16 protein-coding genes are annotated in these 16,253 nt (G+C 37.0%); 3 read left to right on the forward strand and 13 right to left on the reverse strand.

What is annotated here, in order from left to right:
- The 10 genes from AC3ANV_RS21245 to AC3ANV_RS21290 form a co-directional block, all read right to left on the reverse strand.
- Positions 1-786: an SDR family oxidoreductase gene (locus tag AC3ANV_RS21245; protein ID WP_488310648.1), complete on the reverse strand. Its 786-nt coding sequence runs from the start codon at positions 784-786 to the stop codon at positions 1-3.
- 119 nt (positions 787-905) lie between these two features.
- On the reverse strand, positions 906-1,541 hold the full coding sequence (locus AC3ANV_RS21250) for an FMN-dependent NADH-azoreductase (RefSeq protein WP_488310649.1): 636 nt from the start codon (positions 1,539-1,541) through the stop codon (positions 906-908).
- Between the two features lie 217 nt (positions 1,542-1,758).
- Positions 1,759-1,905 carry a hypothetical protein gene (locus AC3ANV_RS21255; RefSeq protein ID WP_488310650.1) on the reverse strand — a complete coding sequence of 49 codons (147 nt, stop codon included), beginning with the start codon at positions 1,903-1,905 and terminating at the stop codon, positions 1,759-1,761.
- A 188-nt stretch (positions 1,906-2,093) separates the two neighbouring features.
- Positions 2,094-3,812 carry a phosphoenolpyruvate--protein phosphotransferase gene (gene ptsP / locus AC3ANV_RS21260; protein ID WP_488310651.1) on the reverse strand — a complete coding sequence of 573 codons (1,719 nt, stop codon included), beginning with the start codon at positions 3,810-3,812 and terminating at the stop codon, positions 2,094-2,096.
- Entirely contained in the window at positions 3,812-4,078 is a 267-nt protein-coding gene (locus tag AC3ANV_RS21265; protein ID WP_488310652.1) for a phosphocarrier protein HPr, read from the reverse strand. The genes ptsP and AC3ANV_RS21265 overlap by 1 nt, the downstream gene beginning before the upstream one ends.
- 299 nt (positions 4,079-4,377) lie before the next feature.
- Positions 4,378-6,069: a glycerol-3-phosphate dehydrogenase/oxidase gene (locus AC3ANV_RS21270; RefSeq protein WP_488314293.1), complete on the reverse strand. Its 1,692-nt coding sequence runs from the start codon at positions 6,067-6,069 to the stop codon at positions 4,378-4,380.
- A 192-nt stretch (positions 6,070-6,261) separates the two neighbouring features.
- Entirely contained in the window at positions 6,262-7,752 is a 1,491-nt protein-coding gene (gene glpK, locus AC3ANV_RS21275) for a glycerol kinase GlpK (protein ID WP_488310653.1), read from the reverse strand.
- A 35-nt stretch (positions 7,753-7,787) separates the two neighbouring features.
- Positions 7,788-8,612, reverse strand: a complete 825-nt coding sequence (locus AC3ANV_RS21280; protein WP_488310654.1) for an MIP/aquaporin family protein — start codon at positions 8,610-8,612, stop codon at positions 7,788-7,790.
- Between the two features lie 215 nt (positions 8,613-8,827).
- Positions 8,828-9,376 (reverse strand): glycerol-3-phosphate responsive antiterminator, encoded by a 549-nt coding sequence (locus AC3ANV_RS21285; protein WP_488310655.1) that lies wholly within the window; start codon positions 9,374-9,376, stop codon positions 8,828-8,830.
- 32 nt (positions 9,377-9,408) lie between these two features.
- A complete protein-coding gene (locus tag AC3ANV_RS21290) occupies positions 9,409-9,564 on the reverse strand; it encodes a hypothetical protein (RefSeq protein WP_488314294.1) in 156 nt (51 codons plus the stop codon).
- A 302-nt stretch (positions 9,565-9,866) separates the two neighbouring features.
- Here AC3ANV_RS21290 and AC3ANV_RS21295 point away from each other — a divergent pair, with 302 nt between their 5' ends.
- Positions 9,867-10,055 (forward strand): YkvS family protein, encoded by a 189-nt coding sequence (locus AC3ANV_RS21295; protein ID WP_488310656.1) that lies wholly within the window; start codon positions 9,867-9,869, stop codon positions 10,053-10,055.
- A gap of 67 nt (positions 10,056-10,122) precedes the next feature.
- Here the strand turns inward: AC3ANV_RS21295 and AC3ANV_RS21300 are convergent, their stop codons facing one another.
- Positions 10,123-10,239: a DUF6254 family protein gene (locus tag AC3ANV_RS21300; protein ID WP_488310657.1), complete on the reverse strand. Its 117-nt coding sequence runs from the start codon at positions 10,237-10,239 to the stop codon at positions 10,123-10,125.
- A gap of 145 nt (positions 10,240-10,384) precedes the next feature.
- Between AC3ANV_RS21300 and AC3ANV_RS21305 the strand changes: the two genes are divergently transcribed.
- On the forward strand, positions 10,385-10,996 hold the full coding sequence (locus AC3ANV_RS21305) for a CPBP family intramembrane glutamic endopeptidase (RefSeq protein WP_488310658.1): 612 nt from the start codon (positions 10,385-10,387) through the stop codon (positions 10,994-10,996).
- 48 nt (positions 10,997-11,044) lie between these two features.
- On the opposite strand, the gene AC3ANV_RS21310 is transcribed toward AC3ANV_RS21305, so the two are convergent.
- Positions 11,045-12,094, reverse strand: coding sequence for a YkvI family membrane protein (locus AC3ANV_RS21310; protein ID WP_488310659.1), 1,050 nt, complete (start codon positions 12,092-12,094; stop codon positions 11,045-11,047).
- Positions 12,095-12,287: 193 nt separating this feature from the next.
- Here AC3ANV_RS21310 and AC3ANV_RS21315 point away from each other — a divergent pair, with 193 nt between their 5' ends.
- Entirely contained in the window at positions 12,288-14,438 is a 2,151-nt protein-coding gene (locus tag AC3ANV_RS21315; RefSeq protein ID WP_488310660.1) for an ATP-dependent Clp protease ATP-binding subunit, read from the forward strand.
- A 35-nt stretch (positions 14,439-14,473) separates the two neighbouring features.
- On the opposite strand, the gene AC3ANV_RS21320 is transcribed toward AC3ANV_RS21315, so the two are convergent.
- Positions 14,474-16,168, reverse strand: coding sequence for a M3 family oligoendopeptidase (locus tag AC3ANV_RS21320; RefSeq protein ID WP_488310661.1), 1,695 nt, complete (start codon positions 16,166-16,168; stop codon positions 14,474-14,476).
- Between the last annotated feature and the right edge of the window lie 85 nt (positions 16,169-16,253).

The raw sequence follows: 16,253 nt of genomic DNA on the forward strand, positions 1-16,253 counted from the left end.
TTAAATGGACTTTATCATTCCACCATCTACTAGAAAAGAACTGCCTGTCATGTATGAATTAGCATCAGAAAGCAAAAACACTGCAACATTGGCAAATTCCTCCGGTTCTCCATATCTTTTTAAAGGAATTCCTTCTTTGACTTGTAATTCAATTGCTTCTCGATTAATTCCTTGCTTATCAGCATTGATTTGATCCAAGTGTTTCACACGGTCGGTAGCAATCCTTCCCGGAGCAATTGTATTTATTAATATATTATACGGTGCCAGCTCAGAAGCCAGTGTTTTTGAGAGCCCGACAATTCCTGTTCTGAATGTATTAGAGAGAATTAGTCCAGGTATGGGTTCTTTTATTGAAGAAGAGGCGATATTAAGTATTTTTCCACCTTGTTGTTTTAAATATGGTAAGGCTTCCCTTATCATTCGAACATAAGACAGTAAGTTTAAGTCAAATGCCTGGTACCAATGATCATCCGTCAAATCTTCAAATGAGCCGGCAGGAGGACCGCCTGCATTATTGACAAGCATATCGATACTACCAAAGCTTTCAATTGTTTTGGTAACTAGCTGTTTAATTTCTTCCATATTTGTAATGTCAGTTTTTTGAAAGGCTACTTTACCTGCCCCGATTAATTCCAGTTCACCTGCTTTTTGTTTTAGCTTAACCTCGTCCCTTCCCGAAATCATGACATTTGCCCCTTCTCTCACAAGCCGTTCAGCAATTGCAAATCCCAAACCCTGACTGGAAGCAACAATTAATGCAGTTTTACCACTAAGATTCAATTCCATATGATAACTATTCCTCCTTTTCTTTCGTCTTCATTATACAAAAAAGTTTGAATTGTTTAAAATTCCGGGCAAAAAAAAGACAAACCCGGATATGGGTTTATCTCTATAGCATTAAAAAATTAGAACGTATGAGCAAGGTCTTTTGCCCGGGCAATGGCATTTTCTTTTATTTCCTGTGCTTTATCCGGCATCGCATTATGACCTTCTACGAATAATCCTTCAAGAGCAGGAATACCAAAGAAACTCATCATAACACTTATATAGCGGTGTCCCATTTCCATCTGAGCAGCCGGCCCTTCAGAGTAAAAACCGCCGCGTGCTTGAATGTGCAATGCCTTTTTATTTGTTAAAAGTCCAACAGGACCTTGTTCTGTATATTTAAACGTTTTCCCGGCAACAGAAACAGAATCAAGATAAGCTTTCATTACCGGTGGAAATGAGAAGTTCCATAATGGTGTTACAAATACATATTTATCTGCGGCTACAAATTGTTCACTTAGCTCGCCTAGACGGCTAACTTTTGCTTTTTCCTCAGCAGTAAGTGCATCAAAGGCTTGTCCTGATCGAAGTTTTCCCCATCCGCTAAATACGTCGGCATCAATATGTGGAATGTTTTCTTTATACAAGTCAATATGAACAATGTCATCGCTTGGATTAACATCCTTATAGGTATCGATAAATGCTTTCCCAACCGCCATACTATACGATTGTGTTTCATTGTGTGGATGTGCTGTAATGTACAATACTTTTGCCATTTCTTATCACCTTTCTGATTGTGTAATTTGGACATTTTAGTTTGAATCAAAAACCAAAAAAATAACCAAGAAAATAAGGAATCTCAGTTTTAAAAATTTTTAATTCGAGATAATTTTATTAAATAATTATCTGGGTGTCAAAGAAATTGCCTCTATTATATTTATTTTTTATTAAAAAACTGAATTTGCCTTTAGACAAATCCAGTTATGTATCAAATTATTCATTCGTGTCAAGTGAATAAGGATTTCGACCAATGTTGACTCTCATTTCATCAGTCATTTGGAATGGTTCATTTAGCACTGACTCATTTACAGCTTGACCAAGTTGAAAACTACCATCATAATGTATAGGTTTTTGTTCCATATTTTCTATCACCTCCCCCACCCTTACATTTATCATATGCTTTTTTACCTATTTTCTTACTTATTATTCTTTAGTTTCATTAAATTCCCTTCGAAAAAAACATAATTTTCTGAATTAACCGAAAAAATACAAAAAACTAAAAAAGCCGACTGATTACACAGTCGGCCTTTTTTTTAGAAAAAATAGTTTTATTTATTTATAGTTGCAGCATTTACAGCTTCAATAACTTGACCGGTTGTTTGCATGTTAAGAACCTCTTGAGCGAGTCTCTCCATGTCTGACTTATTCAAATTCTTAATCAATGAACGTGCTTTTAGAATTGAGGTTGCACTCATCGAAAATTCATCAAGTCCAAGACCAAGTAAAACCGGTATAGCTGTTTCGTCTCCTGCCATTTCTCCACACATTCCTGCCCATTTACCTTCAGCATGCGCTGCATCAATAACCATTTTTACCAATCGCAGAATAGATGGGCTATATGGTTGATAAAGGTAGGAAACACGTTGATTCATACGGTCAGCTGCCATCGTGTATTGAATTAAATCGTTCGTACCGATACTAAAGAAATCAACTTCTTTGGCAAATTGATCAGCCAAAACCGCTGTAGATGGAATTTCCACCATAATCCCTAATTCAATTTTGTCCGCTACTTTTTCGCCTTCAGAAGCTAGCTTCTGCTTTTCTTCTTCAAGAATTGCTTTTGCAGCACGGAACTCGTCCAAGGTTGCGATCATTGGGAACATAATTTTTAAATTTCCATAGATGCTCGCACGTAATAAAGCACGCAGCTGTGTACGGAAAATTCCTTGTTCTTCTAAACATAAACGAATCGCACGGAAGCCTAAGAATGGATTCATTTCCTTCGGTAAATCCAAATACGGCAGTTCTTTATCCCCGCCAATATCCAAGGTGCGGACAACTACAGGCTTTCCGGTCATACCTTCTAATACCGCTTTATAGGCTTCAAATTGCTCATCCTCAGTAGGAAGTTGGTCTCTGCCCATGTAAAGGAATTCAGTTCTGTACAAGCCTACGCCTTCACCGCCATTTTCAATTACTCCTTTTAAGTCATTAGGAGTACCAATGTTGGCTGCTAATTCTACGTGATGGTTATCAGCAGAAACTGTTTTTTCATTTACAAGCTTTGCCCACTCAGCTTTTTGAACTTCATAGTCCTCATGGACTTTACGATATTGTTCAACCAATTCCGGAGTTGGATTAATATGGACTTCACCTTTTAGCCCATCCACAATAACAAAATCGCCATTATTAATTTCTTCTGTAGCTGACTTTGTTCCAACAACCGCAGGGATCTCCATTGAACGAGCCATAATGGCTGAGTGCGATGTCCGTCCGCCAATATTGGTTGTAAAACCTTTTACAAATTGTCTGTTTAATTGAGCAGTATCAGATGGTGTTAAATCCTCAGCAACAATGATAACTTCTTCAGCAATCATACTTGGATTCACCAATTGTACACCTAATAAATGAGAAAGAACTCGTTTTGTAACATCGCGAATGTCAGCGGCACGCTCTCTCATATATTCATTATCCATTTGTTCAAACATCATAACGAACATATCAGCTGTTTCTTTAAGAGCAGCTTCCGCATTCATTTTTTCTGATTGAATTTTATCTTCAATAGGTCCATTTAATTCAGGATCATTCAATACGAGAAGATGCGCTTCAAAAATAGCAGCTTTATCCGCTCCGAGGTCTACTTTAGCACGATCACGGATAGCTTCAAGCTCAGCATTAGATTTCTTCAACGCCGCACGAAAGCGTTCAACTTCAGTTGCGGTGTCCTCAATTGTCTTCTTTTCAAAAGCTAGATTTGGTTCAACAAGACGATAAGCTTTTGCAATCGCAATACCATTTGATGCAGCAATTCCATGTAAAAAAGTCATTATTCCGCCAAACCTTCTTTTGTCAATGTTTCCTCAAGGCTTCTTAATGCTTCTTCTGAGTCACTGCCTTCTGCTGTAATGCTAATATCAGCGCCTTGACCGACACCTAAAGACATAACACCCATAATCGATTTTAAATTTACTTTTTTACCTTTATATTCTAAGTTAATTTCGGAATCGAATTTACTCGCTGTTTGTACTAACAAAGTCGCAGGTCTAGCGTGAATTCCTGTTTCAGCGATTACTTTAAATTGTTTCTCTGCCATGCTTAATCAAACTCCTTTAAAATTCAATAATGTGAAAAAAATTTCTTTCTTACCTCATTAACTTATACAATAATTTGCGCCTTTTAGTCAACTAAATCGTTAATAGAAGAGAGAAATAAATTTAATTTATTTATTTTTTCAATTTATTTTTTCCCTTAATCCTTTAAACATGTACAAAAATTTAATTTCTAAATTGCGAGATCTATACAAAAGCTAGAATAACACGTACATTCATATCCAACTGTTAAAAATATCACTAAAAAACTGCTCAAATAAAAATTCGAGACAGTTTTTTAGCGTTAATTCCCATTTACTGCACGAGGTAATGGCTCTTGTTCATCTACTGGAACAATTGCTGAATTTAAATCCTTCTCTAAAGCAAGAGAGTATTTTTTCTTTTCTTGGTCAGTCCAATTAAGCTTATCTGCCATATAAGCAATCACTTGACTCTTCCATTCTTGTACTAATTGAATATTAAACAATATTGCTCCTGTTCTTCGGTTAAAGAAATCAATAGGGTTTGCCACCATTTCATTTTCAATACCATAAACAAGCTTCGCAAATAAAGAAAGTGGTAAACCGTATTTTACCGCATCCTTTTCATTCTCTGTTAACAGTTCAAAAACAGTTTCAGCGTTGGAACCATACATTCTTGCCAGATTCACAGACTCCGCCTTTGTTAATCCTACAGCCATCCCTTTGGGAATTTGTTTAGCAATAAATGCTTCAAATTTTAATGAACCACCAACATTACCTCCTGAAATTGGCAATGTTTTAGTTGTGCACTCAGTGAATCTCCTTGCCTCTTCTGATATTAATTTCGATGCCAAAAGGTCGACAATTGTTTCAGCCATTTTCCGATAACCGGTTAGTTTCCCCCCCGCAATTGTAAGTAGGCCCGATTTTGATTCCCAGATTTCATCCTTACGGGAAATTTCCGAGGCATTTTTTCCTTCCTCGTATATAAGAGGACGCACCCCTGCCCAGCTTGATTCAATATCCTTTTCACTAATCTTTACTTGAGGGAACATGTAATTTATTGCGTTAATTATATAACTTCGATCATTTGAAGTCATATAAGGATGTGCTGTATCTTGATCGTAAAAGGTATCTGTTGTCCCCACATATGCCTTCCCTTCACGGGGAATCGCAAATACCATCCGGCCGTCCGGTGTATCAAAATAAATAGCTTGTTTTAATGGAAAAATGGATTGGTCAATAACGATATGGACTCCTTTTGTAAGTTGAAGTACTTTTCCTTTTTTCGATTGATCCATTTCTCGTATTTGGTCAACCCATGGTCCAGCGGCATTAACAACTTTTTTCGCTTGTATCTCATATTTTTCTTGTGTTAGCAAATCTTGTACTATCGCACCTATAACTCTGCCATTTTTGTAAACAAGCTTCGTTACCTTCGTGTAATTGTTAGCAACCGCACCTTTTTCAATTGCTGCTTTCATGACTTCAATCGTCAGCCGGGCATCATCGGTGCGGTACTCAACGTAATAGCCACCGCCTTTTAAACCGGCTTTTTTTATTAGCGGCTCTTTGGCTAATGTTTCTGCTGAAGTTAACATCTTTCTGCTTTCTGCTTTCTTCACTCCCGCTAAGAAATCATAAACTTTTAATCCAATTGATGTACTAAATTTCCCGAATGTTCCTCCCTTATGAATTGGTAGCAACATCCATTCCGGAGTAGTTACGTGAGGACCATTTTCATAAACAATTGCTCTTTCCTTGCCAACTTCTGCAACCATTTTTACTTCAAATTGTTTTAAGTATCTTAGTCCGCCATGAACCAATTTTGTTGACCTGCTTGAAGTACCGGCAGCAAAATCCTGCATTTCAACGAGTGCAGTTCTCATCCCCCTAGCTTGAGCATCGAGGGCTATGCCGGCACCGGTAATTCCGCCGCCAATGATCAATACATCATATTGATTGTTTTTCAGCTCACTTACAATTTCTTTCCGATTTAAATTAGAAAATTTCATCATGTTTTCCCCCATAATTGTCGCTATATTATTTTTATATGCAAAAAATTTGGAGGAGAAATGAAAAAAGACCACAAAATACATTATCGAATTTCGATAATGTTTTTGTGGTCTCTCCGACTTCTCCTGCCATTGTATTAACTTGTTTTTATTTTACCATACATGTTTTGATTTGACTATCCGGGATCGTTTCTATTTGAAAGCCATTGCCGCGTTCACTGCTTTTTTCCAGCCGTTATAAAGCTTGCTGCGATTTTCATTATTCATTTTCGGGTTAAATTTTCTGTCGATGGCCCATTGGCGGGAAATTTCATCTTGGCTTTCCCAGAATCCAACTGCAAGTCCGGCTAGATAGGCAGCACCTAAAGCGGTTGTTTCACTCACCACCGGCCTTTCTACCGGAACATTTAAAATGTCACTTTGAAAATCCATTAAGAAATTATTTTTTACTGCTCCTCCGTCTACGCGGAGCGTTTTAAGCTCAATACCGGAATCAGCTTCCATCGCGGATAAAACATCTTTTGTTTGATAGGTAAGCGATTCAAGTGTCGCACGAATAAACTGTTCCTTGGAAGTTCCTCGAGTTAAACCAAACACTGCTCCACGAACATCACTATCCCAATATGGAGTTCCTAAACCAACAAATGCAGGAACAACATAAACCCCGTCTGTAGATTCCACTTTTACAGCGTACCCTTCGCTATCCTTAGCATCTTTAATCATCCTTAAACCGTCACGAAGCCATTGAATCGCTGAACCTGCTACAAATATACTGCCTTCCAGTGCATATTCAACCTTTCCATTTAACCCCCAGGCTATAGTTGTTAACAGTCCATGTTCTGAACGTACTGCTTTTTCTCCAGTGTTCATTAACATAAAACAGCCTGTTCCGTAGGTATTCTTAGCCATTCCTTCTTCGAAACATGCCTGACCGAATAATGCTGCTTGCTGATCCCCGGCTATCCCCGAAATTGGTATTTCCTTGCCAAAGAAATGATAATCCACCGTGTTCGCATAAATTTCAGATGATTGACGTACCTCTGGTAGCATTGAATTTGGCACTCCTAAAATTCCCAATAATTCATCATCCCATTTAAGCTCATAAATATTAAACATCAATGTCCGGGATGCATTGGAATAATCAGTAACATGGGCACGACCACCTGAAAGCTTCCAAATCAACCATGTATCGATCGTTCCAAACAACAATTTTCCTTGCTCGGCCTTTTCACGTGCACCTGCCACATTATCCAAGATCCATTTTACTTTAGTACCCGAGAAATAGGCATCAATGAGTAAACCTGTTTTTTCACGGAATAAATCATTTAGGCCTCTTTCCTTTAGCTCGTCACAAATTTGACTTGTTTGTCTTGATTGCCAGACGATTGCATTGTATACGGGCATACCTGTTTCTTTATCCCAAACCACAGCTGTTTCACGTTGATTTGTAATGCCGATTCCAGCAATTTGTTCGGGTTTAATGCCCGATTCGGATAACACTCCAGCAATAACAGATAGAACGGATCCCCAAATTTCATTGGCGTTATGCTCCACCCAACCCGGCTTTGGAAAATGTTGAGTAAACTCTTTTTGTGCAACATGAACCGTTTCACCCTCTTTGTTAAAAAGAATGGCTCTGGAACTCGTAGTTCCTTGATCTAAAGATAAAATATACTTTTCCATGATAATTCCCCCATTTGATAAAAAATAACTTGATTTTAAGCGGCTATCTTTGATTGATCTATATCTACATGAAGTTTTTTGCCAAATGCATATGCAAGTAATAAACTAATTAAATTAATTCCTAAAACCACCCAAAGAGAACCTGAAACTTTTCCTAAAAAGACTGATTTATAAAATACTGCTCCAAGTGCTCCACCTAAAAGCGGACCGACTACCGGAATCCATGAATACCCCCAACCGGAGCTGCCCTTTCCCGGTATTGGTAATAAGAAATGAGCAATTCGCGGTCCAAGGTCTCTAGCAGGATTTATCGCATAACCTGTTGTACCACCTAAAGACATCCCAATTACAACAATTAATAAACCAACAGCCAGCGGGTTTAATCCTTGAGTAAATTTGTTTGCGCCAATAAATAATAGACCAAGTACAAGAATAAACGTACCAAATATTTCACTTAAGAGATTAGAAAAAGTATGTTTGATAGCAGGGCTTGTTGCAAAAACCCCTAGTTTTACAGCCGGGTCATCAGTTACTTTCCAATGAGGCAAATAGTGTAAAAAGATAAATAGTGAACCCAATATTGCTCCGATCATTTGAGCCAGTATGTAATTGGGAACATCAGACCAGGGAAAATCTCCATTTAAAGCTAAGGCTATTGTAACAGCAGGATTTAAATGTGCCCCGCTTACCGGTCCTACTGCAAAAACTCCCATAGTTACCGCAAGTCCCCAAGCTATTGTAATTACAATCCAACCCGCATTATTTGAGTAAGATTTTTTTAATGAAGCACCTGCTCCAATCCCTGCACCAAATACGATTAGAATCATTGTTCCAATCATTTCTCCTACAAATGGTGTCATTTTTTTCCCCTCTCCCTTTTAAATTGATTTGATTTTTTGTTTATTCTTGTTGAATACGAAAAAAAGAGATTCACGACAGAATGAACCCAAAATTGGGTTTCTGCGTGAATCTCCTTATCTCCGTCACAAATTATTAACTTGTTAAATTGAGTATAAATAGTTATGAAAGCGGTGTCAATATTTTTTCTATAAAAATAGTAAGTATTTTATCAACATCAATTACCAAATAAGTCCCACAATTCCCTTTTTGAGGTTGTAATGGCTGAGGCACCGGCATTTAAAGCATTCTGAACCTCTTCGGGAGTACGAATCAAGCCTCCGGCAAAAATAGGAGTTTTCACCCTCTCTTTTACTTCCGTTATCATTCCCGGCATAGCACCGGGGAGCACTTCAATATAATCCGGTTTTGTTTTTTCAATTAATTTGTAACTTTTTTCGAGTGCATGACTATCAATTAGGAATATTCTTTGCACCGCAATTACACCTTTTTGTTTTGCCTTCTGAATAACACTTGCTTTTGTCGAGATCAAGCCATATGGTTTGAATTCTTGGCAAATATATTCTGTTGCATACTCATCATTTTTAATTCCATGAATTAAATCGACATGATAAATCATTTTCTTTCCACTTTGTTTCGCCATCAAATTAATATTTTTTAATTGAGCAATATGCATGTCTAAAAAAACGCCGATTTCGAAGGAGCTTTGTAAAAAACGTTCAAATTCCTTCATGTTTGCTGATGCCGGTAAAATTTTTTGTTCCATGTTTTTGTATTCCTTCCTTACAATATCCTCAATTAACTTCGGGGATTTTCCAAATATTGATATAATACATCTCCACCCCTCTGACCAATGCCGCGAAAATGTTTAAAGTCTTTTCTCTTTACTAAAACCTGGCGAAACTCCATAAAGTCCTCATTCTTTACATAGTACTCAGATAAATCCCCTGTCATGAGACGATTTAAAATATCATTTATCAAATCTTCCTTCAACAATACCACCACCTTTTACATATTATATATTTTATCTTAACTCTTTTTCCATAAGTCAAGGTCTGCCTATATTCCCGAGGAAATTTTATACTGCAAAAATATTTTATTTGTAAGCGTTTTCTATTTTCTTATCAATTTTATTACTATTTTCAAAATAATTAACCAAATTGTCAAATAAAAGCCTTTACGAAATTGGAAAAGTAGTGCAAACTGTTATTTAACTGGATTTTATTTATAGTTTGTCAGGTAAAGGAGAGAGACTAATGAAGAAAGCAGAAGTGGGGAATATCATCGAATTCCGTGGTGGCTTACAAGGGATTGTGGAGAAAGTAAATGAAAATTCTGTAATAGTCGACCTAACATTTATGGATAATTACCGTGACTTAGAATTGGATCAGCGTACAGTAGTTAATCATAAAAACTATAAGATTGTAAAAGAAAGCGCTTATTAAATTAATAGAATGACTGAAAAGGCAGTCCGGGGCTGCCTTTTCTTTTTTGATTTTTTCAGAATTATTATTATTCTTTCCCTGCTTCTTTAGAGATTTGCTTTAAAGATTTTACTTTTCCATGTGGATTTTGATCCTGTTTCCGAACAGTCCATTCCCGTTCTTGTTCACTTTTTGATTTGCTCATAAGATTCACTCCCTTCATTTTTTTATTTTTTTCAAAATTTCTTTTTTTATCATAGAATTCTAATGAAATCTTGGATGAAATCATTTCCTTTCCCCATTTTTTTTTGCTAAAATAAATTTTATTGTTAGGAAAGGGGCTTGTCATAATGAAGAAACGTCCCATTGACTTTCGTCTAATTTTTGGATTGGTCATTGCTCATTTTCTTTTATTTTTTTCATTTCAGGATAAAACAATATTTTGGTATATTTTTTCCGCATCATTGCTTGTGTTAATTACATACGCAATGCTTCAAGTAGAGGTTGATGACGAGGCGCCATTTTTTAATTATATATTCCTTGGAACAATGTTCGGACTGCTTCTATATATTATTTTTTGGCTTGGTTATCATGCCATTGGGATACTTCATCTTCCATTTATCAATAGTATTAGCAGACTTTATCGCTGGTTTGCACCAACGATTTTCTGGCAGTACCTAGCACTTGTACTGGTTGCGGCACCGGGAGAAGAGCTTTTTTGGAGGGGATTTATACAAAAAAGGCTATTATCATACTTTGGACCAATTAAAAGTATTTTGATTGCTTCTCTTCTATACGCATCTGTTCATATCTATCCCGGCTCCTTTATCTTAATTTTTGCCACCTTTATTTCCGGCATTTTCTGGGGATTCGTCTATTTTTGGAAAAAAAGCATGCCCTTGGTCATTGTTTCTCATTTAGTTTTTGACATCATGATTTTTATCATTTTACCTTTGAAATAGAAAAAGCGTCTGATGAGATCAGCGCTTTTTTTATTTTGGGAGATCAAGCTATTTCTCTTCAATCTGTGCTAATGGCTTCATCCAAAGTAAAACAAAAAAAATAAGGCTGACATATCCAAACAGCGGATAAAGATAGGAAAGGAGCTTCCCATAGTCAACAAGACTTATGATATAGGAAACACCAAATATGGCGGAAATCGAGACGATAGTTGGTACTAATAGATATTGTTTCAACTGACGTTCAAGGCCGAAGACGTTACCTATCACCGAAGTAAAAATTTCACCATAAATAACAAGAACAAAGATCCAATAGAAAAACGGAGCGAATTTCTTCATTATGATTGCCATCGGAATTTCATATTGTTCAAGGTCAGGAAGCATAATCAAGGTAAAATGACTTGCTAAAAGGATAACCGTCAATGCAGCACCGCCAATTCTTCCTCCCCACTTAATTGTCCAGTCATCTTTAATTTCGGTTGCAATTGGCACCAATACTGCTTGTGCCAGTGCCAGATTAAAGGCAGTATACGAAAATGGAGCCAACACACTTTTCCATCCATCATCTGCGTGCGGAACAAACAGTAGCTGATTCACAAAATGGGGCATTCGAACTGAAAAAACCATTAACATCAAGCTAAAGGTAATCATTAACGGGACAACAAATGTATTTACTGCAAAAAGCCCTTTTATACCAATGAGCATTACAATAATTGAAAGGAAAATAGTCAGAAAAACGCCAATATCTTTTGGCAGTCCAAGCTGTTCTTCAAATACAGCACCTGCACCTGCAAGCATAACTGCACTTACTCCTAGCAACATAAATAACATAATTATATTTATTCCCTTACCCGCCCATTTTCCAAATAAGTATTCATTAAATTCTTGATATGATTCTGCTTTAATGTGAGCAGCTATTCTCATTAATTTTGAACCTAGAAACACAAGGAGGTAGCCGCTCAATAAAATACTAATAAAGCCAAACAAACCAAACCGCGAAAAAAATTCTACGATTTCCTTTCCGGTGGCAAATCCCGCACCGACAACTGTCCCAACGTAGACGGCCGCAATTTGGAAAGCTGCTGTCCAATTCTTTTTCACTTCATCTCCCCCTCATCCTCACTATATGAGTGAAAGGACAAACAAAGACGAGCTTTTTTTCAATGAGTGGTATAAATTACTAGTGCAAAAATCTTGAAAGTCAAAAATGGTCAGAGTATACTGTTCTCACGAAGGTCAAATATAGTCAAAGTCAATAAACTTTCAATCATGATTAAATTAGGAGGTTTTATTTATGCTTTGTCATTTATGCAATAATAACCAAGCAAATATCCAATTAAGGCTAATGATAAATGGACAGCACAAAGAATTGAAACTATGTCAAGAATGCTATGCTAAGGAAAAAAATTCACTTGGTGTAAGTATGGGACCGAATAGTTTTCCAGGTTTTCCTTTTGAAGATTTTTTTATTCCTAATAATACGCCGGGAAATCAACATAGTAAGGGCATGCCAGCTTCACAAATAAATGGAAAGTCCTCACATGTCGCCGGCTTATTAGATCAAGTGGGCCGAAATTTGACGCAAATGGCAAAAGCAGGATTAATTGATCCGGTTATCGGTCGTGATGAGGAAATTAAGCGTGTGATCGAAATTTTAAATCGTAGAAACAAAAATAATCCGGTTTTAATTGGGGAACCGGGTGTTGGTAAAACAGCGATCGCTGAAGGTTTGGCAATGATGATAGTGGAAGGTCAAGTTCCTGTAAAATTACGAAATAAAGAGGTTTACCTTCTTGATGTGGCATCACTTGTTGCCAATACAGGAATTCGCGGTCAATTTGAGGAAAGAATGAAACAACTTATTACTGAATTGCAGGAACGCAAGAATATCATTCTATTTATCGACGAAATTCATCTTTTAGTCGGGGCCGGCTCAGCAGAAGGATCGATGGATGCAGGAAATATTTTGAAGCCTGCATTAGCACGGGGAGAACTACAGCTCGTTGGGGCAACAACTTTGAAGGAATACCGGCAAATTGAAAAAGATTCGGCATTAGAACGCCGCTTCCAACCCGTTCATGTTCTTGAACCAACGCCGGAAGCAGCTATCGAAATTTTGAAGGGGATTCAGAAAAAATATGAAGAATACCATGAAGTAAGGTACTCTGAAGATGCGATTCAAGCGTGTGTACAACTTTCTCATCGGTATATTCCAGACCGTTTCTTACCTGATAAGGCAATTGATTTATTAGACGAGTCAGGATCAAAATTAAATTTAACTTCGGATGGCAAAAGCACTGAACAAATTGAGAATAGGTTAAAAGAGATTATCATGGAAAAAGAAGCTGCTCTTAAAAATGAAAATTATGAGCTGGCTGCATCTCTCCGCGATGAGGAAACTAAGCTAGAAAAGTCTTTAATAACAGTTTCAAATTCAGAAAAAACTATTGTTGAAGTATTCCATATCCAAGAAATCATTGAACAAAAAACAGGTATTCCAGTTGGAAAACTTCAAGAAGATGAACAGCTTAGAATGAAACTTCTTGAAGAGAATCTTAATAAAAAAGTGATAGGTCAGGAAAACGCGGTCAAAAAAGTAGCCAAGGCTATTAGAAGAAGCAGGGCTGGCTTAAAATCAAAAAACCGTCCGATTGGGTCTTTCTTATTCGTAGGGCCAACCGGTGTTGGGAAAACAGAGCTGACAAAAACCCTTGCCGAAGAATTATTCGGTTTTAAAGATTCATTGGTACGCTTAGATATGAGTGAATATATGGAAAAACACAGTGTTTCCAAATTAATCGGTTCACCACCCGGCTATGTAGGACACGATGAAGCAGGACAGCTTACTGAAAAAGTACGTAGGAACCCCTACAGTATTATTTTATTAGATGAAATTGAAAAAGCACATCCGGATGTGCAACATATGTTTTTACAAATTCTCGAAGATGGGCGTCTTACAGATAGCCAAGGTAGAACCGTAAGCTTTAAGGATACGGTCATCATTATGACAAGTAATGCGGGAGCCCACCATAAAACAGTTCATGTAGGCTTTGGAACAAATGAAGCTGTAGAAGAAGCATCGATTCTTGACTCTCTTGGCGGTTTCTTTAAACCGGAGTTCTTGAATCGTTTTGATAGTATTATTGAATTTAATACACTTAAAAAAGAACACATTATGCATATCGTTGATTTGTTAATTAGCGAGTTACAAGAAGCACTACTCGAGCAAAACATTGAATTAACTATTTCATCGGATACAAAAGAAAAGTTAGCTGAACTTGGCTATCATCCGGCCTTTGGTGCTCGTCCGCTCCGCAGGGTCATTCAGGAACAACTTGAAGATCGGATTGCCGATTTTATCCTGGACCAGCAGAATATAAAAAGACTAAAGGCCATTTTAAAAGATGGTGAAATAAACCTTCAAGCAGAAAAAATTGACCTATAAAAGTAAAGCGAAGCCAAAAAGGCTTCGCTTTACTTTTATAGTTTTTTATCATCAACAGAATTTAACCAATTCTCAATCACACAAACCACTGATTCTACACAACCGGCTTCAAAAGGTGAAATTAAGTTTGCTGCTTCAACCAGCTTTGTAAACGACATGCTTCCACCCAGCTTACAAAGATTCACATAATCTGCCCATGCCTCTTCCTGATTTTCCCTTGACCGTTTCCAAAACTGGAAAGCACAAATTTGTGCAAGGGTATAGTCAATATAATAAAATGGCGAATTATAAATATGACTTTGACGCTGCCAGAAACCGCCGTTTTCTAAATACTTATTTCCATCATAATCTTTATGGGGTAAATACTTTTTCTCAATCTCCCGCCACTTCAATTTTCTCTCTTTTGGAGTTGCTTCCGGATTTTCGTAAACCCAATGCTGGAATTCATCAACTGAAACTCCGTAAGGAAGGAATAATAAAGCATCACTTAAATGAGAAAACTTGTATTTATCGGTATCTTCTTCAAAGAACAGCTCCATCCAAGGCCATGTGAAGAATTCCATACTCATCGAATGGATTTCACAAGCTTCGTATGTTGGCCAATAGTATTCAGGAATCTCAAAGTGACGGCTTGAATATACCTGAAAGGCATGACCTGCTTCATGTGTTAACACATCAATATCCCCTGATGTACCGTTAAAATTGGAAAAAATAAACGGAGACTTGTAGTTTTCAATGTAAGTACAATACCCGCCGCCCGCTTTACCTTTTTTGGCAACGAGGTCCATTAAGTTATTTTCCTGCATAAACTGAAAGAAGGTCCCTGTTTCCGTCGAAAGCTCTCTATACATTTTCTGACCATTTTCAATAATCCATTCCGGTGTTCCTTTTGGGACAGCATTTCCTGACTGAAAATTGAAGCCTTCATCATAATATTTTAATTGATCTAAACCAATTCTTTCTCTTTGCCGTGTTTTTAACTTAGTTGCTATAGGGACAATAAAATCTTTTACTTGCCCACGGAAATTCGCAACCATTTCAGAATTATAATCTGTCCTCATCATTCGGTAATAACCAAGCTCAACAAAATTTTTATATCCGAGCTTTTGTGCAATTTCTGTCCTGACCTTAACAAGATCATCATAAATTCGATCAAGCTCATCTTCATGCTCTGCTAAAAAACCAAATTTCGCTTCATTAGCCTGCTTTCGCACCTCTCTATCTGTGGATTCAGTAAACGGTTCTAATTGGGCAAGTGTTCTTTCTTCGCCTTTAAAATTAATTTTTGCCGAGGCAAGAAGTTTCGTATATTCCGTGGATAAGCGATTTTCCTTTTGAAGTAATGGAATAATTATTGGTTTAAATGTCTTAAGCTGTCCCTCAGCCAAAGCAAAAAGCTGATTTCCCCATTTTTCTTCTAATTCAGTCCGGAATTTTGAATTAACTAATGCTTGATAATACTTAGTTACTAAACCTTCTACTTCAGGTTGGATATCATCCATGATATCTTGTTCTGTTTTATAAAACTCATCGTTAGTATCAATGGAATGACGGATATGCACAAGGTTGAACATCGTACCGAGATCATTTCTAAGTTGATTTACCTCATTCATTGCCTTACTTTGTTCTTCTACCGTCGAAGAATTATTGAATTTCTCTATCGCAGTATTAAAGTTTACTGATATTTCCTCCAGATCTGGACGTTTATATGTATAATTCTCAAATCTCATATAGACAACTCCTTTTTCCTATTATTGCAACTATCATTTCGACACTATTTATTAATATTCCTCTAACCAAAAAAAATACGGCGAA

This window comes from Neobacillus sp. DFD-2R (assembly GCF_057747865.1).